At 63.0% G+C, this 19,168-nt stretch carries 18 protein-coding genes; 11 read left to right on the plus strand and 7 right to left on the minus strand.

What is annotated here, in order from left to right; genetic code table 11:
- Positions 1–50 precede the first annotated feature (50 nt).
- Positions 51–1,787 carry an ABC transporter transmembrane domain-containing protein gene (locus ACB039_RS08510; protein ID WP_371165495.1) on the plus strand — a complete coding sequence of 579 codons (1,737 nt, stop codon included), beginning with the start codon at positions 51–53 and terminating at the stop codon, positions 1,785–1,787.
- Positions 1,788–1,896: 109 nt separating this feature from the next.
- Positions 1,897–3,648, plus strand: coding sequence for an ABC transporter transmembrane domain-containing protein (locus ACB039_RS08515; RefSeq protein WP_371165496.1), 1,752 nt, complete (start codon positions 1,897–1,899; stop codon positions 3,646–3,648).
- A 61-nt stretch (positions 3,649–3,709) separates the two neighbouring features.
- Here the strand turns inward: ACB039_RS08515 and ACB039_RS08520 are convergent, their stop codons facing one another.
- Positions 3,710–4,891: a hypothetical protein gene (locus tag ACB039_RS08520; protein WP_371165497.1), complete on the minus strand. Its 1,182-nt coding sequence runs from the start codon at positions 4,889–4,891 to the stop codon at positions 3,710–3,712.
- 427 nt (positions 4,892–5,318) lie between these two features.
- On the opposite strand from ACB039_RS08520, the gene ACB039_RS08525 reads away from it, so the two are divergent.
- Positions 5,319–5,792, plus strand: coding sequence for a DUF4442 domain-containing protein (locus ACB039_RS08525; protein WP_371160267.1), 474 nt, complete (start codon positions 5,319–5,321; stop codon positions 5,790–5,792).
- 72 nt (positions 5,793–5,864) lie between these two features.
- On the opposite strand, the gene ybcJ is transcribed toward ACB039_RS08525, so the two are convergent.
- From ybcJ to ACB039_RS08545, 4 genes are all read right to left on the minus strand, one after another.
- On the minus strand, positions 5,865–6,098 hold the full coding sequence (gene ybcJ / locus ACB039_RS08530) for a ribosome-associated protein YbcJ (protein WP_005324920.1): 234 nt from the start codon (positions 6,096–6,098) through the stop codon (positions 5,865–5,867).
- A 170-nt stretch (positions 6,099–6,268) separates the two neighbouring features.
- A complete protein-coding gene (locus tag ACB039_RS08535; RefSeq protein ID WP_042649100.1) occupies positions 6,269–6,673 on the minus strand; it encodes a MaoC family dehydratase in 405 nt (134 codons plus the stop codon).
- On the minus strand, positions 6,670–8,454 hold the full coding sequence (locus tag ACB039_RS08540; protein ID WP_226172696.1) for a class I poly(R)-hydroxyalkanoic acid synthase: 1,785 nt from the start codon (positions 8,452–8,454) through the stop codon (positions 6,670–6,672). Before ACB039_RS08540 ends, ACB039_RS08535 begins: the two co-directional genes overlap by 4 nt.
- Positions 8,455–8,546: 92 nt before the next feature.
- Positions 8,547–8,897 (minus strand): phasin family protein, encoded by a 351-nt coding sequence (locus ACB039_RS08545; RefSeq protein ID WP_371165498.1) that lies wholly within the window; start codon positions 8,895–8,897, stop codon positions 8,547–8,549.
- Between the two features lie 300 nt (positions 8,898–9,197).
- Between ACB039_RS08545 and ACB039_RS08550 the strand changes: the two genes are divergently transcribed.
- The 3 genes from ACB039_RS08550 to pdxY all read left to right on the plus strand — a co-directional run bounded on the left by ACB039_RS08550 (position 9,198) and on the right by pdxY (position 11,805).
- The gene (locus tag ACB039_RS08550; RefSeq protein WP_005324927.1) at positions 9,198–9,761 is read left to right on the plus strand and encodes a VC2662 family protein; all 564 of its coding nucleotides are present in this window, start codon (positions 9,198–9,200) and stop codon (positions 9,759–9,761) included.
- 78 nt (positions 9,762–9,839) lie between these two features.
- Positions 9,840–10,595, plus strand: coding sequence for a DUF429 domain-containing protein (locus ACB039_RS08555; RefSeq protein WP_371165499.1), 756 nt, complete (start codon positions 9,840–9,842; stop codon positions 10,593–10,595).
- 334 nt (positions 10,596–10,929) lie between these two features.
- Positions 10,930–11,805: a pyridoxal kinase PdxY gene (gene pdxY / locus ACB039_RS08560; protein ID WP_371165500.1), complete on the plus strand. Its 876-nt coding sequence runs from the start codon at positions 10,930–10,932 to the stop codon at positions 11,803–11,805.
- Between the two features lie 38 nt (positions 11,806–11,843).
- Here pdxY and ACB039_RS08565 read toward each other — a convergent pair whose 3' ends face one another.
- Positions 11,844–12,137, minus strand: coding sequence for an antibiotic biosynthesis monooxygenase (locus ACB039_RS08565; RefSeq protein ID WP_218409860.1), 294 nt, complete (start codon positions 12,135–12,137; stop codon positions 11,844–11,846).
- A 686-nt stretch (positions 12,138–12,823) separates the two neighbouring features.
- On the opposite strand from ACB039_RS08565, the gene nfo reads away from it, so the two are divergent.
- Both nfo and ACB039_RS08575 read left to right on the plus strand, forming a co-directional pair.
- On the plus strand, positions 12,824–13,669 hold the full coding sequence (nfo, locus tag ACB039_RS08570) for a deoxyribonuclease IV (protein ID WP_005324932.1): 846 nt from the start codon (positions 12,824–12,826) through the stop codon (positions 13,667–13,669).
- 74 nt (positions 13,670–13,743) lie between these two features.
- Positions 13,744–14,733, plus strand: coding sequence for a Gfo/Idh/MocA family protein (locus ACB039_RS08575; RefSeq protein WP_270823512.1), 990 nt, complete (start codon positions 13,744–13,746; stop codon positions 14,731–14,733).
- Between the two features lie 78 nt (positions 14,734–14,811).
- Here the strand turns inward: ACB039_RS08575 and ACB039_RS08580 are convergent, their stop codons facing one another.
- On the minus strand, positions 14,812–15,702 hold the full coding sequence (locus tag ACB039_RS08580; RefSeq protein ID WP_371165501.1) for a LysR substrate-binding domain-containing protein: 891 nt from the start codon (positions 15,700–15,702) through the stop codon (positions 14,812–14,814).
- A 103-nt stretch (positions 15,703–15,805) separates the two neighbouring features.
- On the opposite strand from ACB039_RS08580, the gene ACB039_RS08585 reads away from it, so the two are divergent.
- From ACB039_RS08585 to ACB039_RS08595, 3 genes are all read left to right on the plus strand, one after another.
- Positions 15,806–16,786: a TDT family transporter gene (locus ACB039_RS08585; protein ID WP_270823513.1), complete on the plus strand. Its 981-nt coding sequence runs from the start codon at positions 15,806–15,808 to the stop codon at positions 16,784–16,786.
- A 225-nt stretch (positions 16,787–17,011) separates the two neighbouring features.
- A complete protein-coding gene (gene lpxM, locus ACB039_RS08590; protein WP_268434556.1) occupies positions 17,012–18,001 on the plus strand; it encodes a lauroyl-Kdo(2)-lipid IV(A) myristoyltransferase in 990 nt (329 codons plus the stop codon).
- 152 nt (positions 18,002–18,153) lie between these two features.
- Positions 18,154–19,149, plus strand: coding sequence for a lauroyl-Kdo(2)-lipid IV(A) myristoyltransferase (locus tag ACB039_RS08595; protein WP_371165534.1), 996 nt, complete (start codon positions 18,154–18,156; stop codon positions 19,147–19,149).
- Positions 19,150–19,168 lie beyond the last annotated feature (19 nt).

The following is a 19,168-nucleotide window of genomic DNA, read 5'->3' on the forward strand; positions in this document are numbered from 1 at the left end:
TCTCTCTATGACCACGCGGCGCCGGCTGTGCCGCGAGCAAGGACTTTACTGTGAGCGTATTTTTGCGGCTTGGCTGGTTTTTCAAGGATCAGTGGCGGCGTTATCTGATGGCCATCTCCCTGCTGATGATGGTGGCCCTGTTGACAGTGATCCCCCCCAAGGTGGTGGGCTGGGTAGTGGATGGCATCGCCAGGGGGGAGCTCGATGACGGTACCCTGATGGGCTATCTGGCGGGGCTCCTTGGCCTCGGCCTGATCATCTATCTGCTGCGTTATGTGTGGCGGGTCATGCTGTTCGGGGCCTCCTACCGGCTCGCCTATGTGCTGCGCAACCGGCTATTTACCCACTTCACCCGCATGAGCCCGGACTTTTACCAGCGCCATCGTACCGGCGATCTGATGGCCCATGCCACCAACGATATCCAGGCGGTGGAGATGACGGCCGGAGAGGGGGTGCTGACCCTGGTGGACTCCTTCATCGTCGGGATCCTGGTGCTCTCCATCATGTGCAGCCAGTACTCCTGGCAGCTGACCCTGCTCTCCCTGTTGCCGCTGCCGGTGATGGCCTTCTTCATGAACCGCTTTGGCACCCAGATCTACAAGGAGTTCAAGGCGGCGCAGGGGGCCTTCTCCCGGCTCAACAACAAGACCCAGGAGGCTCTCTCCGGGGTGCGGGTGCTCAAGTCCTATGCGGTGGAGTCCCTCGAGGATCAAGGCTTCGCCGAGCTGACCCGTCAGGCGGGAGAGCGCAACATGGCGGTGGCCCGCATCGATGCCAAGTTCGATCCCGTGATTTACCTGTGCATCGGCTGCTCCTACTTCCTCGCGGTGGCCGGCGGCAGCGCCCTGGTGCTGCAAGACAAGCTGACCCTGGGGGAGCTCACCAGCTTCACCATGTACCTGGGTCAGCTGATCTGGCCCATGTTTGCCATCGCCTGGCTGTTCAACATCATAGAGCGGGGCAGCGCCGCCTACTCCCGTATCGAGAGCATGCTGAGTGAGCGCAGCGACATCGAAGAGCCCGCCCGGCCTGCGGCCTTTGTCTCGGCTCTGCCCCTTGAGGCCAGGGGCCTGGGCTATCGGCTGGAGCAGCGCAGCCTGCTTGCGGGCATCGACTTTGCCCTGCAACAAGGAGGCATGCTGGGGGTGGTGGGGCGCACCGGAGCAGGCAAGAGCTCCCTGCTCAAGCTCTTGATGCGGCTGGCCAATCCTACGGCCGGTGCCATTACCATGGGGGGCGTGCCCATCGATCAGCTGCCCTTGGGCACCCTGCGCAACCAGTTTGCCTATGTGCCCCAGGAGCCCTTCCTCTTCTCCACCACCATCGCCGCCAACATCGCCCTCGGCAAGCCGGAGGCCAGCCAGGAGGAGATAGAGCGGGTGGCGCGCATCGCCTGCGTCCACGAAGACATAGTTCGTTTCCCCAGAGGCTATGAGACCGAGGTGGGGGAGAAGGGGGTGACCCTCTCCGGCGGCCAGAAGCAGCGCCTCGCCATTGCCCGCGCCCTGCTGCTGGATGCCCCCATCCTGGTACTGGATGACGCCCTGTCGGCGGTGGATGCCCACACCGAACAGCAGATCCTGCTGGCGCTCAAGGCCCACAGACGGACCCTCATTCTGGTGAGCCACCGCATGACGGCGGTGGAGCAGGCCAACGAGATCCTGGTGCTGGAGCAGGGAGCCATCAGCGAGCGCGGTGCCCACGGTGCCCTGATGGCCCACAACGGCTGGTACGCGGACATGGTGCGCTATCAGCGCCTGGAACAAGACGTGGAGGAGAGCCTGTGAGTTCGATGATGAGACGAGTGGTTCCCCTCATCCCCAACCCTTCTCCCGCAAGGGGAGAAGGGTGCAAAGAGAGTCAATTCCCTGAGAGTGCTGTGCTGGAGGCAAGTCTGTGAACCCGACCATCAAACGGCTGCTCGCCTATTGCGCCCGTTACCCGCGCTGGCTGGTGCAGGCGGGCATCTGCCTGCTGCTGGCCACCGGCGCCGAAGTGGCCGGGCCCCTGCTCATCAAACTCTTCATCGACGACTATCTGGCGCCGCGCCAGCTGGTGTGGCCCGACATCGCCGCTCTTGCCGCCGGTTATCTCGGCCTTCAGGTGCTCTCGGCGGCGGGTTTTTACCTGCAATCCCTGCGCTTCAACCGCATCGCCCAGGCGGTGGTGCAGACCCTTCGCGAGCAGGTGTTTGCCACCGCCATCCGGCTGCCGGCCCGCTATTTCGACAAGCATCGCTCGGGCTCCCTCATCTCCCGCATCACCAATGACACAGAGGCGATCATGAACCTCTATGTGCAGGTGATAGGGTTGCTGGTGCAAAAGGTGGTGCTGCTGTGCGGCATCCTCATCTCCATGGCGCTGCTGGATCTGCGCCTGATGCTGGTGTGTGCCACCCTGCTGCCGGCGGTGGGAGCCGTGATGTGGCTCTATCAGAAACTGAGCGTGCCCGTGGTGCGGGCGACCCGCAGCCTGCTCTCCGACATCAACAGCCGGCTCAACGAGTCCCTGCAGGGGATGCCGGTCATTCAGGCCATGGTGCAGGAGCGCCACTTCGCCAATGCCTTTGCCGAGGTGAACCAGCAGCACTGGCAGGCCAGGATCAAGAGCCTCAAGATCAACGGCATACTGCTGCGTCCCCTCATCGATCTCTTCTACATGATGGTGCTCATCGGCCTGCTGGCCCTGTTTGCCCACGAGGGGTTGAGCACGGGCGGCGCCATCCAGGTGGGGGTGCTCTACGCCTTCATCAGCTATCTGGGGCGCATGATCGAGCCTCTGATCGAGATGACCAACCAGCTCAACCAGCTGCAGCAGGCCATGGTGGCGGGGGAGCGGGTCTTCGCCCTGCTCGATGAAACCCGCGAAAGCACCGAAGGCGAGAGTCCTGCGTTGCAGGGGCGGGTCAGCTTCGAGCGGGTGAGCTTCTCCTACGATGGCCAGCAGCCGGTGCTGCAGGAGGTGAGCTTTGCCACCCGTCCCGGCCAGATGCTGGCGCTGGTGGGTCACACCGGCAGCGGCAAGTCCACCATCATCAGCCTGCTGATGGGCTTCTATCCGCTGGATCAGGGCTGCATCCGTTTCGATGATCACCCCATGAGCGCGCTGTCGCTCTCGGCGGTGCGCCGCAGCATAGGCCTGGTGCAGCAGGATCCCTTCATCTTCGTCGGCACCCTGGCAGACAACCTGCGCCTCGGCCGTGACGGCATCGATGAGGCGCGGCTCTGGCAGGCCCTGGAGGAGGTGCAGTTGGCCGCCTTCGTGCGCCATCTGCCACAGGGGCTGGAGACCCTGATGGAGGAGGGGGGCAAGAACCTCTCCGCCGGTCAGCGCCAGCTGCTCTCCTTTGCCCGCGCCCTGGTGGGGGATCCGCGCATCCTCATCCTGGACGAGGCGACCGCGAGCGTGGACTCCCAGACCGAGCTCGCGCTCTCCCAGGCGCTCTCGGCGGCGCGCCGTGGCCGCACCACCATCGCCATCGCCCACCGGCTCTCCACCATAGTGGATGCGGACGAGATCCTGCTGCTCTCCCGCGGCCAGGTCAGCGAGCGCGGCACCCATGGGGAGCTGATGGCGCTGGGGGGCCACTACGCCCAGCTGTTCGAGATGCAGAGTCAGGGGGCCTGGCTCGAAGAGAAACGGGCCTGAGGTTCCTCATATAAAAACAGCCGGCAGATGCCGGCTGTGTTGTTTTTGTTATTGGGGAGGATCAGACCGTGGCCTTGCTCCGTGCGATCTGCTTGGGTTGCAGGGGCGGGAAGTCGTCGTTGAAGAAGGTATCGGCTTCCTCGATCTGGGCCTTGCGCTGCTTCTGGATGAAGCTGTCGAAGTCGCGCTTGATCTCCGGATCCTTCAAGGCCTCGTAGTCGAACACGTTGGCGGCATAGAGGTAGTTGAAGTGGATGTCGACGAAGTCGGCGCTGGCACAGGCGGAGGTGAACTTGCTGTTCTGGCGGTCGAAATTGATGCGGTACTGCTTGATCTTCGGCACATAGACCAGCTCGCTGCCCACCTTGAACACTTCCACCGTGATGCCGACCGTGATGGTCTTGTAGAAGTCCTTGTTGTTCTTCACCCCGAAGCGGATGGCATCCCCCTGTTTTTGCAGGAACTTGTTGAAGCTCGCCAGCGCCGTGGTGCCCTGGCTCACCACCACGTCCATGATGAAGTTGATGAAGTCGGTGGCGATGCTGAGCCCCTTGATGTGGCGGCTGTAGCTCTGCTGATCTATCTTGCTCGGCCCCATCAGGGGGATCTTGGAGAGGGCACGGGCCCAGAGATCCGCGTCCGTCTTGTACTGCTCGCCATAGGCCTCGGCGTAGCGGTTGATGTAGGCGGTGACCACTGAGGTGATGGCGATGAGGTAGGCCTTCTGCTCCGCCAGCTTGGCCATGACGGCGGGATCGTCCAGCAGCTCGTTGGCCACGATGAACTCCACCAGACCGTCCTTGTCGGCATAGGGATCGCTCCCCACATTCTTGGCTGTGGTGGGCAGGTTGACGTCGTTGAAGAAGGCCTCGGCCTCGGCGAACTGATCATGGTTGCTCAGGCGGCTGGCCGGGGCCTCGCGCATCAGCTGGCAGAGCACTATCTCGGCCTCGTAGTCCGACTCGCGCCACAGGGGAGCCTGGGCCTGGTTGCCGAAGGTCTTCTTGTAGGCGAGGTTGAAATCGATCAGCACAGAGCTGCAGCCGCAATCCATGGCGAAGTCGACGGCGTAGCTGAGCGGCCCGGTGGGCAGAGGTTTGCTCATCTTGCCCTTGGTGCTGAGGTTGGCATAGCACTTGAGGTACTCCCGGCCAAACAGCTCAAAGGCACGGTTGTTGTTGAAGTTGAGCAGGAAAGTACCGGCGCTCTCGCCCCCGTTGAACAACTGTTGCACGTGACTCATCTCTCTATCCTTATGGTGAGATTGGTAAACGGGTTGACCCGGTGCCGAGTGGCTACTTCCGGGCCAGCAACAGCCTAGCGAGGGGGGAGGTATTTCGTTACTGCGATTATTCTCAGTGGCGCTGGCGAGAGGGTGAACTAGCGCCTGGGCAATCCCATTTATCGTTAGCTTTCATCCGGCTAGGAGTGTAATGAAAGTGCCATATGGATTCTTAATGAAGAAAATGTCTGGCACTAAGGGGGAATGGCACCCCTTAGGCGAGGATGTCAGGGTCAGTCTCTCCCCATCGAATGCAACGGCGCCCATCATGTGATTTTCAAATGCACCCGGGAGCCGATCGCCCTCACAAGGACGGCAATGGAGGCTTGTCTATTGGGGTGGGGACTGGCAACATTTCGTTCACACTCACTCATCGGATCAGTTTGCAATGGACCTGCAACGCTTCAAAGCCAATCTGGCACTGCGCCTGTTCGCCTGGCGCTATATTCCCGTCATCGGATTCTGTGCCCCCGTCATCGAGCAGATGAACGCCAAGGCGCTGCGCATCCGCATTCCGCTGGGCTGGCGCACCCGCAACCACCTGGGCAGCATGTACTTCGGGGCGCTCGCCACCGGCGCCGATCTGGTGGGGGGCTTGCTGGTGATGGAGAAGGGGCGGGCACGGCGCAAGAAGGTGCACTTTGCCTTCAAGGATGTGCAGGGGGAGTTTCTGAAGCGCCCCGAGGGGGACGTGCAGTTTGACTGCGCGGCCGGGGAGGCCATCGACGCCATGATCGACGAGTCCCTGGCGACGGGGCAGCGCATCAACCGCCCCATCCAGGTGGTGGCCACCTGCCCGTCGCTCAACGGGGATGAGGCGATGGCGCGCTTCGTGCTGACCCTGTCGATCAAGGCCAGCTAGGCAGCCCCTGCTGGGCGTCAGGGTTCGGCCGATGGCCGGGCTCTGGTGCCATTGAGGATCAGGCCGCGAGACTTAAAGGATCTCGGGGCTGATACCTTCCTTTACCACAACTTTCATGCCGTTGAAGTTGACCACCTGCTCGGCCACTATCTTGCAGCGCTTGCGGGTCTCGACCTGACCGTCCACTTCCACCAGACCCTCTGCGACCAGCGCCTTGGCGGCACCGCCACAATCGGCCCAACCCTGATGTTTGATCAGGTCACACAAGGCAACGAAGGGGTGACCTTCGAGCAGAAACGTCTCCATGGGAAATCCTCTAGCTGGATGAATGCCTACACGGCAGGGCGGCCATTTTAGGCAGTTAGGCGGGGCAGGGAAAGGGCCAGGGCTCAATTGTCCCGAAAAAGGGGAACGGAGCGCGGCAAACAATCAGCCCGGCGAGGGCCGGGCTGATTGTGTCTGTGTGCCGTCGGTGCTCAAGGCAGCTTGACCACCGCTTCCCCCGTCACGGCGAGGGCGCCGCCTTGGGTGAAGATGCGGGTGGCCAGGGTGGCGATGGGCTTGTCGTCCCGCATGGCAATCACCTCCACCTCAGCCGTCACCTCGTCCCCGACAAAGACCGGCAGCTTGAAGCTGAGGTTCTGGCCCAGATAGATGCTCCCCTTGCCCGGCAACTGCTGGCCCAGCAGCCCGGAGAAGAGGCTGGCGAGCAACATACCGTGGACGATGGGGCGCTCGAACGCCGTGGTGGCGGCGAAGGCCGGATCCAGGTGCAAGGGGTTGAAATCCTCCGAGAGCGCGGCGAAGGCGGCCACCTCCGTCGCCCCGAACCGCTTGGTCAGGTGAGCCTTCTGGCCTATTTCAAGGGATTGTGGGCTCATGCGGCGTCCTCCTCGGTAGCGCTGGCAAACACGGGGTTGAGCCGCACCTTGACATAATGGCCGGGGGCGGGGGCCAGCCCCTCCGCCGGGATCCGCGCGGGAACGGGTTCCGACCCCTCGTCACGGCTCTGGATAAAGCCCATCATCTCGGGCCACCAGGATCCGCCCTGGTGCCTCGCCCCAGCAAGCCAGCTCTCCGGGCTCTCGGCCTCGGCCTCGCTCTGCCAGAAGCCGTACTTGTTGGCATCCGGCGGGTTGATGATGCCGGCGATGTGGCCCGATTCCGCCAGGATGAAGCGCTGCTCCCCGCCGAACAACTTCATGCCCTGCCAGGTGCCCTGCCAGAGGGCGATGTGATCGTCCACCGCCGAGACCAGCAGCACAGGGGTCTTCACCTTGGCGAGATCGATGCGGGTGTTGCGGATCTTGAGCTCCCCCTTCACCAGCTGGTTCTCCAGATAGAGACGACGCAGCAGGCTGTTGTGGGTCTTGCCCGCCACATTGGTGCTGTCGCTGTTCCAGTGCAGCAGATCGAAGGCCACCGGGCTCTGCCCCTTGAGGTAGCTGTCGATGTAGTAGTTCCAGTAGAGGCTGTTCTCCCGCAGCAGGCTGAAGGAGACCGCCAGCTGGCGCCCGTCCATGATGCCCTTGGCCTCATTTTGCGCCTCGAGCGCCGCTATGATGGGCTCGTGGATGAAGATGCCAAGCTCCCCGGGCTGGGAGAAGTCCAGCAGGGTGGTGAACAGGGTGGCGGTGCGCACCCGCTGCTTCTGGCGCCGCGCCGCCAGCCAGCCCATGGCCAAGGAGAGGGCAGTGCCGCCGATGCAGTAACCGATGCCGTGCACCTCCCGCTCGCCGGTGGCCGCCTCCACGGCGTCCAGGGCGGCGATGACCCCGTCCACCACGTAGTCGTCGAGATCGACTTGCGCCTGTGCCACCCCCGGGTTGCGCCAGGAGATCATGAACACCGTCTGGCCCTGGGCGACCAGCCAGGCCACCAGGGAGTTCTGGGGCCGCATGTCCATGATGTAGTACTTGTTGATGAAGGGGGGCACGATCAGTACCGGGGTCTTGCCCACCGTCTCGGTGGTCGGGCTGTACTGAATGAGCTCATAGAGCTCGGTGCGCTGCACCACCCGGCCCGGGGTGGTCGCCAGATCCCGGCCGAGCTCGAAGGCGGATTCGTCGGTCAGGCGGATGTTGAGCTGATCGGCGCTGCGCTCCAGATCCTCGGCCAGCAGAGCCAGCCCGCGTACCAGATTCTGGCCGTCGGACTCCAGGGTGAGTTTGAGCAGCTCCGGGTTGGTGGCCAGGAAGTTGCTGGGGGCCATGGCGTTGACGTACTGACGGGTGAAGAAACGCAGCCGTTCCCGGCTCTTCTGGGGGACGCCCTCCAGGGCATCCACCGAGGCCAGCAGGTGCCTGGCGGTGAGCAAGTAAGACTGCTTGAGGTAGTCATAGAGGGGGTGCTCGCTCCAGGCCTCGGCCTTGAAGCGGCGATCGCTGCGCTCCGGGGTGATCACCGGCTCGCTCTGCTGGCCTGCGCTCTTGAGCAGGGTGTGCTGCATCAGCTTGAGCTGATCTTGCCACCAGTTCATCTGAGACTGGATCAGTTGCCAGGGTTGCTGGCTGCCTTGCTCCAGCACCTGGCCCAGATCGTCCAGATTGGTCTGCAGAAGGGCCTGGGCTGTACGCTCTGTCTGGGCCTTGGCCATGGCCAGCAGCTTTTCATTGTAGTGGGCCAGGGCCTCGAACAGCGGGCCATAAGATGGTTGGCTCATGTGCTCTCCTTCACCCACACCCGAGGCGGGAACGAGCCCGCACCGTCGAGTCGTGGGGAGATGTGGCTGCCCGAGCGGGCAGCCAGGGGTTATCAGGCCTTGCCCGTGCTCTTCTTGATGCCGTCCGCGGTCAGGGTATCCAGCGCTTCCTTGAACTGCTGGCCGAGGGCGCTCAGCTTCTGGATGTCGTCCAGCATCTGGCGGGAGAGCTGGCTGGCGGTCTCCAGCTGCACTGTACCGAGGGTGGCCAGGCTCTGGGTATCCTGCACCTTGCTCACGGCCTGCAACTGGTTGAGGCCCAGTTCGGCGTAGGCGTTGGCGGAGGCCAGCTGCAACCGGGTCAGCTGTTCAATATTGCTGGCCAGCAACTGGTTGTAGCGGGTGAGGGGGGAGGCAAAGCCTTGCATCTGCTCGGTAAAGCTCTTGAGTATGTCCATATTCATCATGCGTCTCCATTTCGGCTGAACTGTATTGTTATGAGCCAACTGGCCCAGAGTGGGTACAACTCGTCATCCATGTTCACGTGTTGTTTGCTCTGTTCAAACACACGTTTGAGCATTCTGCAATCAAATGCGGTTTGGTGTAAATGACATAAATGTTAATTTCTGTTTGAATTTTTTTGTCAGCGTTCCTCGCCGGGAGTGGGGTCAGACGAGAGGTGACGCACGGGGCCTGGTGCACGCTCGTCCCGCCAGCGCCGCGCTGGTAGGCTGGCACGTCATTCAGACTGCCAAGGAATCCCGATGAACCCTCTCGCCCTGCTGCTCGGTTGCTCCGCGCTGGCCCTCGCCGGCACCGCCCAGGCCAGCACTCCGGTCCAGATCTCCCTGCCCGGCATCAACCTGCCTTCGTCCCACCAGGTGGAAGGCGCACGCGCCTCCTTCCTGTATGGCCGCACCGGCCAGGTGAAGGGCATTGACCTGCCGGTGTTCGCACTCTCCGACGTGGATCAGTTCACCGGTCTGCAGCTCGGCATCTTCTTCGGCGCTGGTCGGGTGCGCCATCAGTTCGGCGGGGTCGCCATCAATGCCGTCAACTGGCATGAGGGGCAGGACACCGGGGTCAACCTGGGCTTCGTCAACCTGACCAACAATGTGCAGGGGCTGAACTGGGGGGCGGTCAACATCGCCCAAGGCAATGCCTTGGCCAACGTCGGCTTTGTCAATTATGCCGAGCGCACCACCTTCCAGCTTGGTTTCATCAATGCCACAAAACACCTTGATGGTCTGCAGATAGGCCTCGCCAACTACGCCGAGAACGGCATCTTCCCCATCTTGCCCCTCATCAATTTCAAGAAATCCTTCTAGGAGGGGAGCCTGACCTTGCTTTAGGAGGCGCAGCCATTACCCTGTGCTCCATCAATAGTGCGCAAAGGTGACAGGGGCATGACAACGGAACACATGGATGCGATCGGCATCGGTTGGGATGTAAGGGGCTGGCAGGGCAATGCCCAGGCGGTGGCCGTGGTGGGCTGGCAGAGCCGCACGCAGCAGTTGCACTGGCTCGGGGTCTCCCCTCTGTTTCGATTGAGCTCCAGGGTGGCGCCGGATCTGGATGCCTTGCTGCGTCCGGCGCTGCAAGACGAGATGGCGCTGATGCAGGCGCTGGCCTGCCCGCGACTGGCACTCGGCATCGACGCCCCGCTGGCATTTCCCCGTGCCCTCGGCGAGCTGCTGGCGGGGAGGGGCGTCGAATGCGCCGTGCCCCAGCGGGAGATAGACAACCCCTATGCCTATCGGGACTGCGAGCGCTGGTTGCATCAGCAATACGGCAAGAAGCCGCTATCGGCCACCTTCGACAGACTCGGCAACAACGCCACCCTGGCGCTCTCCATGCTGCCGCGCCTTGGGGGTCTGCAGCTTGTGCCCAGGTTACAGCCCCGGGCCGAGCGCGCCGTGCTGGAGGTCTATCCGGCTCTTGCCAAGGTGGCAGGCAAGGCTTCACCTGCCAGGGAGGAGATAGTGGCCTCCTTGCCGGCTGATGTGGTGGCCGGGACGGATCGCTACGACGCCGCCCTCTGCGCCCTGATGGCGCTGCAATATGCTGCCGGGGGGGCGGTCGCCTCCCTGCCGGATCTTGTCTCTGCGCCCCCCGACTTCCCCCTGGACGAAGGCTGGGTCTATCACTTCGCCAGGCCTTAAGCCTTAACTACAAAGCCCGGGGTCATCGGCCTCGGGCTCAGTGCTATCCACGCCTCGTCGCTCTTCCTCGGTGTTTTTCCCGCCATCCGCCTGCCTGTATTAAAAACGCCCTCATATGCCATCAGACAAGAGTATGAAGAAGCCATGTCACACCGACGAGACCGAGACGGTTCTGGTTTGCCAGGTTAACAAGGGTGGAGGACGTTGGCGTAACACTCCATGGAATGGTCATTTCGCCGCATAAATGGTGAGGGTTACCGGGAATCACTGGCAGAGCCTGCTCTGCATCCGATATATTGCCCGCTTTCCTCATGCTTCTTCAGTGGTGGTGTCGATGAAACGCATTCTCTCTATCCAGTCCCACGTGGTATTTGGCTGTGCCGGCAACAGCGCCGCCGTCTTCCCCATGCGCCGTCTCGGCATGGAGGTCTGGCCCGTCAACACGGTGCAGTTTTCCAATCATACCCAGTACGCGGCAGGCTGGCAGGGAATGGCAATGCCCGCCGGCCATATCAGCGCCCTGTGCAAGGGGCTGGGGGATATAGAAGTACTGGGGCGGTGCGATGCCGTGCTGAGCGGCTATCTGGGTTCGGCGGAGCAGGGGGACGAGATCCTGACCGTGGTGGCTGCGGTCAAGGCGGCCAATCCGGCGGCTATCTATTTTTGCGATCCCGTCATGGGCCATCCGGAGAAGGGGTGTATCGTCGCCCCCGGCGTGACCCGTTTCCTCACCGAGCAAGCGCTGCCGGTGGCGGACATAATGGCCCCCAACCTGCTGGAGCTGGAGACTCTGTGTGATACCCACCTGGCGGATCTGGTCCAGACGCGCGCCGCGGCGCATCAGCTGCTGGCCCGAGGAGTGAAGATGGTGCTGGTCAAGCATCTGGGGCGTGCCGCCCGCGAACCGGGTCGCTTCGAGATGCTCTTGGCTACCCCCCAAGGGGATTACCTGATCGCCCGTCCGCTCTATGAATTTGCCCGTCAACCGGTGGGGGTGGGGGATCTCATCAGCGCCCTGATGCTGGCCAACCTGCAGGCGGGGTTTGATGCGGTGGCCGCCTTCGAGCGCACCAACGCTGCGGTCGATGCGGTGTTGCGGCATACCTGGCAGGCGGAGGCCTACGAGTTGCAGCTGATCGCGGCCCAGTCCACCTTCGCCGAGCCGCAGATCGCACACAGGGCCGAGCGGCTGGCCGACGGGGTGGTGTGATGCCGCAACCGTGATCGGCCAAGCTCATCCTTGGCTGATCACGGTTGTACGGCCTGAAAATGCTCCACAGTGGGGAAAGGATCGTAGAAGTGGTGGAGCAGCGCCTTCCACTGCTGGTATTGAGGGGAGCCGCGAAATCCCTGGGTATGATCCTCGAGCCGTTGCCAGTTCACCAGCAGCAGGTAGCGGTGGGGATCGGTCAGTGAACGTTGCAACTGGTGACCGGCGTAACCGGGCTGGGTGCTGATGATGCGCTGGGCCTGCTCGAATGCCTGCTCGAAGGCGGCAGCCTGGCCCGGGATGATCTGCAGCGGGGCGACTTCCAATATCATGATGGATCCTTGCCATTTCTCGATGAAGGGGGCCATTTCAGCAGCGAATGCACCAATAAACAAGGCCAGCCTCGGGGTCTGTCTCTTGTACGCAAGCTCCCGAACATCACTCAGATTTCTTGAGCTCTTGTTCCCGCCCGTGGGCGCCATCTTTTGTTATCGCCCCAGGGCAATTTCACATGCCACTCACCAACCCCATCCAATGAGCACAGGCACAATCTGCTCAGGTTGAACGCCATGACCCGCAGCCTTGCCCTGTTCCCGCCGAGATGGAAGGTGTCTACTGGTTCACGGCTGCGCATGCAAAACAACATGCGCTGTTACTGGTGCTGGCAGAGAGGTTCATGCTCTCCTTTGGTCATCGGAGCGTGCGCATACCAGCCAGTTATTGCTGTTGGCGGCCACAGACCAGCCGGTGGTCGGGTTGATGGCACAGAAAACATGGGCCAGTGATATTCGTCAGCAAAGCCAGCGGTACCTGCATGCCACAAGGCCTAACCAGGAGAAGGAGAGCGACAAGTGGGAGGGGAGATCAAGAGAGGTGGCCGAGATGGCCAGGGTCATCTCGACAACCCCGGTTTGGCGCAAGGGGCGGGCTTGGGCATAATGACGCCCAATCACCATGTACCTTGTCCCGCGCCTACAACGTTCGGGGAGGGGACATGGCAACGCGCAGAGGAGACAAGATGAAATTTATCGGCGCCCACGTCAGTGCGGCTGGCGGGGTGGAGAACACCATAGCCCGTGCCCAGGCTATCGGGGCCAACGCCTTCGCCCTGTTCACCAAGAATCAGCGCCAGTGGCAGGCGGCGCCTCTGTCGCAGGCCAGCATCCGCGCCTTCAAGCAGGCTTGCGACAAGGGGGGCTTTCGCCCCGAGCAGATCCTGCCCCACGACAGTTATCTCATCAACCTGGGCCACCCCGATCCCGATGCCCTGGCCAAGTCACGGGATGCATTTTTGGACGAGATAAAACGCTGCGAGCAGCTCGGGCTCTGCTATCTGAACTTTCACCCCGGCAGCCACCTCAAGCAGATCCCCGAGGCGGCGAGCCTGAAACTGGTGAGCGAGTCCATCAACTGGGCGCTGGAACGCAGCGAAGGGGTTACCGCGGTGATCGAGAACACCGCCGGCCAGGGCACCAACCTCGGCTGGTCGTTCGAGCACCTGGCCACCCTGATTGAGGGGGTGGAGGACAAGAGCCGGGTCGGCGTCTGCTTTGACACCTGCCACGCCTTCGCCGCCGGCTACGATCTGCGCACCCCGGAGTCCTGCGTCGCCGTGTTCGCCGACTTTGACCGCATCGTGGGCTTTGAGTACCTCAAGGGGATGCATATCAACGGGGCCAAGTGTACCTTCGGTAGTCGGGTCGATCGCCACCACAGCCTGCGGGAGGGGAATCTCGGGGAGGCGGTATTCCACCACATCATGAACGACCACCGTTTCGATGGCATTCCGCTTATCCTCGAGACCATAGACGAGACGATCTGGAGTGACGAGATAAGCTGGCTGCGCAGCCTGGCCAGGGCCTGAGCCGCAGGGACAGCCCGAACAGATGGTGCTGTCCCGTCCGATGGCCGGGGCCATTACCCACACGAGGAGACAAGATGCAATCACAGGGAACCGCGCCACTGCTGCGCTGGGGGATCGCCGGGGCGGGTGCCATCGCCAGGCGTTTTTGCCGCGACGTCAATCAGTACGCCAGGGGCGGGCGTGTGGTGGCGATCGCCGCCCGGGATCAGGGGCGGGCCGACGAGTTCGCCCGTGAGCAGGGGCTGGAGTTTGCCTATGGCAGCTATCAGGCCCTGGCCGAGAGCCCCGAGGTGGAGGCCGTCTATGTGGCGGTGATCCACCCACAGCACGCCGCCCTGATCAGGCAGATGCTGCTGGCGGGCAAGCACGTGCTGGTGGAGAAACCGGCGGTGACCCGGCTGAGGGATTGGGACGCCCTGGTGGCACTCGCCCATGAGCGCGGCCTGTTGCTGCTGGAAGCCATGAAGGTGATGTGTTTCCCCGCCATGCGTGCCCTGCTGCAGCGGCTGCCTCTGCTGCCCGCGCCCCGCAACCTGCGCGCGGCGTTTGGCTCGGCCCCGCCCCGGGTCGGCAAACTGTTCGATCCTGCCCTGGACGGCGGCGCCGCCTGGGATGTGGGGGTCTACCCGCTGTGGCTCTATGCCGCCCTCTGCGAGCGACTGGGGCTCGCGACCAAGGCCCCCGAGGTGGTGCTGGAACGGGCACCGGGGGAGGTGGACCTCGCGGCCCGCTTCAACTTCGGTGACCCCTTCTCGGCCGAGCTAGGCGCCTCCATCGCCGAAGATCTCGACAGAGAAGCCTGGCTCTCGGGGGAGGAGTGGACCCTGGTCATCGAGGGCAAGTGGTGGAACCCCCAGCACATTCGCTGGCAGGGCGGTACGCCGCCGGCCGCCTGGCCGGAGGACATCTACCTGCCGGTGCAGGGAGGCGGCATGCAACACGAGGCGGATCATTTCACCGACTGTATCCGCCACCGGCTGCTGGACTCTCCCTGGCTGCCCCATGCCCTGACGCGGCGGGTGCTTGGCTGGGTCGAGACGGGGCTGCATGGTGCGGGCCGATAGCGCCACTCTTTTTCCCGCACTCCAGAGGACGCCACGGCGTCCTCTGGGTTTTTGGTGCTGTTCCTGAGCCGGGGCGGCTCAGGGGGCAGGCAGGGTCTGGGCGCGGCAGAAGGCCAGGAAGCGGCGCAGGGCCGCGGAGTGGAACTTCTGCTTGTGCCAGACGAGGGAGAGCTGGCGGGGGAAGCTCTGGCTCGGGGTGAGCGCCACCAGGCGGCCGCTGTGCAGGCGATCGGAGACCGCGAGGCGGGAGATAAAGGAGATGCCGAGCCCCTTCTCCACCGCCAGCATCACCGCCTCCAGGGTGTTGAGCTCGAGCCCCGCCTGCCAGCGCGGCAGCCTGGGCTGGATCTGCTGCTCGAACTGCTCGCGGCTCCCCGACTGGGGTTCGCGCAGCACCCAGGTTTCGCCTGCGAGCAGGGAAAGGGGCAGATCCCGCTGCCCCGCCAGGGGGTGCTGGGGCGGGGCTATGATCAGCATCTCGTCTTCAAGCCAGAACTCGCTCACCAGCTCCGGGTGATGGTTCTCCCCCTCGATGAGAGCCAGATCCAGTTCGAAGTGGGCAAGGGAGTGGCACAGCAGGTGGGTGTTGGCGATGGTCACTCTGGGGGCGGAGCCCAGCTCCTGGGCGCCGCCTGCCAGCAGACTGGGCAGCAGATAGTTGCCTATGGTCTGGCTGGCCCCCAGGCGCAGCTGGCCGCTCGGTTCGGCATCCGGACTGAACAACTGCTCTATCTCCTGCATGCGGGTCAGCAGCTCCTCGGCGGCCGGTTGCAGCAGGCGCCCTTCGTTGTTGAGCTGGAGCCTGGGATGTACCCGATCGAACAGCGGGGTGGCGAGCTGGCGCTCCAGCTCCTGCAACGACTGGGAGACGGCCCCCTTGCTGAGGCAGAGCTCGCTGGCCGTGCCCCCCAGGTTGCCGTGGCGGGCTATGGTGGCGAACACCTTGAGTTGTTGCAGGGTCAGCTTCATGTCGTTTGATTTTCCTAAACGCTTAGTTCAATTCATTTAGATATCGTAAACGATAGACCCTCTTTATCCTATGCACATCGTCATCCACAAGAGGGTACCAGTCATGATCGCACGCACCCGTCGCTCCCTTGCCGCCGCCCCGACCCCCATGGCCGGGCTGGCACTCGGGATCGCCAGCCTCGGCTGGTGTTGGGAAAATGCCGGTCAGTTCGATGGCCGCCTGCAACTGCTGGGGGCCGCCATCGCCGCCGTGCTGCTCCTCGTTCTCACCTTCAAGTTCCTGCTGCACCCGCGTCTGCTGTGGCAGGATCTCGCCCACCCCGTGGTGGGCAGCGTGGTGCCCACCTATGCCATGGGAACCATGGTGGTCTCCAAGGCGGTCGGGCTGCTGGCACCGACCCTGGGTCAGGGGCTCTGGCTGTTTGCGGTGATCCTTCACCTGGTGTTCCTCGCCACCTTCGTCTGGCACAGGGCCAAGGCGTTTGAAATTCACCACATGGTGCCGAGCTGGTTCGTGCCGCCGGTGGGGATCATCGTGGCCGATGTCGCCTACCCGGGTGGCCCCTTCGCTGCCCTGGCCAATGGCCTGCTCTGGTTCGGCATGGCCTGCTACGGCCTGATGCTGCCGCTGATGCTCTATCGCCTCATCTTCAGCCACGAGGTGCCGGATGCTGCCAAGCCCACCATCGCCATCCTGGCGGCTCCTGCCAGCCTGTCGCTCGCCGGCTACCTGACCGTGAGCCAGGATCCCTCCCTGCTGCTGGTGGCCGTGCTGCTGGGGATAGCCGTGCTGATGACAGGCATCATCTACCTGGCCTTCATCAAGCTGCTGCGCCTGCCGTTCTCTCCGGGTTATGCCGCCTTCACCTTCCCCCTGGTGATCGGCGCCACCGCCCTGTTCAAGGTGGGTCAGTTGCTGTCGCAGTGGCCAGAGGCGGTCGACTATGTTGCGCAGATCAATCAGCTGGCCTATCTGGAACTCGGTGCGGCGACCCTGATCGTCGGCTATGTGGCGCTGCGTTACCTGATGTTTTTCCTGCCGCTGGGCCAGGTCGGCATGCTGGATCAGCCCGTGCGTCGCTAAGGTGCAGCCGGTCTCATCAACGAGCAGACCCCGCCTGGCGGGGTCTGCTGCATAAGGGCCTGGCTCAAGGAGTGAGCGGCAGTCACCGACAGGGTGACAGGAGCCTGCAGTCAATTCGTGAAAAGGCTCAAATAGTCGCTCATTCAGGTGATATTAAGGTGGTTTTCACTGGTATTACCTGTCAGGATGGCCGCAATTGCCCACTTTCACCGTTTGATAGTACCCATGCCCTCCCAAGATCCCGTGTTTGATTCTGCCTTCCAGACCCGTTTGCTGCACCCGCGTTACTGGCTGAGCTGGCTCGCCCTTGGTGTGCTCGGCGTGCTCGCCTATGTGCCGCCCCGTTTGCGTGACAAGCTGGCTGACGCCTTGGCGCCCCTGGTGCTCAAGATCTCGAAGAAGCAGGTCTACATCGCCAGAACCAACCTCGCCATCTGCTTCAAGGAGCAGAGCGAGGCAGAGCGGGACGCCATTCTGATGACCTCGATCCGGGTCGGCCTCAAGAGCCTGCTGGGGTTCGGCGAGTTCACGGTGCGCAGCCCTGAGTACCTGATGAAGCGCATCCAGGTGAGCGGATGGGAACACATTGAGGCCGAGCAAGCCGCCGGCCGTCCGGTGATCCTGGTGGTGCCCCACAGCTGGCCCATCGATGCGGCGGGCTACTACTTCTCTCAGCGGGGCCTGCCCATGTGCACCATGATGAAGAGCGCCCGCAACCCTGTGTTCGACTGGCACATCAACCGCGAGCGGGCCAAGAATGGCTGCCGCGTCTATGAGCGCAGCGCCGGCATCAAGCCGGTCATCAAGGCGGTGAAATCCGGCCTGAGCTTCTTCTACCTGCCGGATCAGGATCATGGTCGCGAGGCGAGCCTGTTCGTCCCCTTCTTCAAGCATCCCAAGGCGACCCTGCCGGCCCTGCCACGGCTGGTCAAGCTGACCGGTGCCCGCGCGGTGCCGGTGCTGGCCTGCTATGACGAGGCGGCGCACTGCTACCGGCTGGAGATCGAGGCCCCCTTCGCCGACTACCCGAGCGATGACCTGATGGCCGATACCTGCCGCATGAACGATTGCGTGGAGCGGCAGCTGACTCGCCACCCGGGACAGTACATGTGGTTCCTCAAGATCTTCGATACTCGCGAGGATCAAGAGGGGGAAGACGGCCTCTATGAAGAGGGGATCCGTCGTATCCGCAAGGGACTCAGCCCCCATTCCTGAACCGCAGCTTGATACACATTTCCAAGTGGCCCCATGTGGGCCACTTTTTATTTCTAACTAGTCGGATCAGTGACTTGGAAACCCCGCTTGGGGGATACCGGGTAGAAAAAAATGTCAGGATCACTAAAATGACGGTCTGTTTTGATGATTCGATGGCGACCATGTCCGCACAAGATCCGGTGTTTGACACCTCCTTTCATCTGCGTCTGCTGCACCCCCGTCTGTGGGGTAGTTGGCTTGCGCTTGCCCTGCTCTCCCTGCTGGCCTGGATCCCGGCCAGCTACAGAGACAAGCTGGCCGATGCCCTGGCCCCCCTGTTGCTGCGCTTCTCCAGGAAGCAGGCCTACATCGCCGAGACCAACCTCAAGATCTGTTTCCCCGCGCTGGATGCGGCCGGGCGCGAGCGGTTGCTGCTCAAGTCCATCCGGGTCGGCCTCAAGACCTTCATGGGCTTTGGCGAGCTAACCTGGCGCAGCCCCGCCTTCCTCAAACGGCGGATCAAGGTGCGTGGCTGGGAGCATATCGAAGCCGAGCTGGCCGCCGGGCGCCCCATGATCTTCGTGGTGCCCCACACCTGGGCGGTGGACATGATCGGCCGCTACCTGACCGATGAGGGGGTGCCCCTGTGCACCATGATGAAGAGCCCCAAGGATGCGGTGTTCGACTGGTATATCAACCGCGAGCGCAGCAAAGGCGGGCGTGTCTACGAGCGCAGCGTCGGCATCAAGCCGGCCATCAAGGCCCTGCGCAGCGGCGACAGCTTCTTCTATCTGCCGGATCAGGATCATGGCCGGGAGGCGAGCATCTTCGTGCCCTTCTTCGGCCACCCCAAGGCGACCCTGCCGGCCCTGCCCAAGCTGGTGAAGCTGACCGGCGCCCGGGCCATGCCCATCCTGGCCTGCTATGACGAGGATGAGGGCTGCTACCGGCTCGAGGTGGAGCCGCCGTTCGACCCTTATCCCACCCTGGATCTGGAGGCGGACGTCAACACCATGAATCGCACAGTGGAGCAGCAGCTCGGCCGCTTCCCCGAGCAGTACATGTGGTTTCTCAAGATTTTCGAGACTCAGGCGGATAACGAAGGGGAGGATGGTCTCTACGAAGAAGGGATCCGGCGCATCCGCCAGGGGCTGCCCCCCGAGCATTGAACCACAGGGCTCCCTTGCG

It is taken from the genome of Aeromonas sp. S2(2024), assembly GCF_041402505.1.
Taxonomy (GTDB): Bacteria; Pseudomonadota; Gammaproteobacteria; order Enterobacterales; family Aeromonadaceae; genus Aeromonas; species Aeromonas media.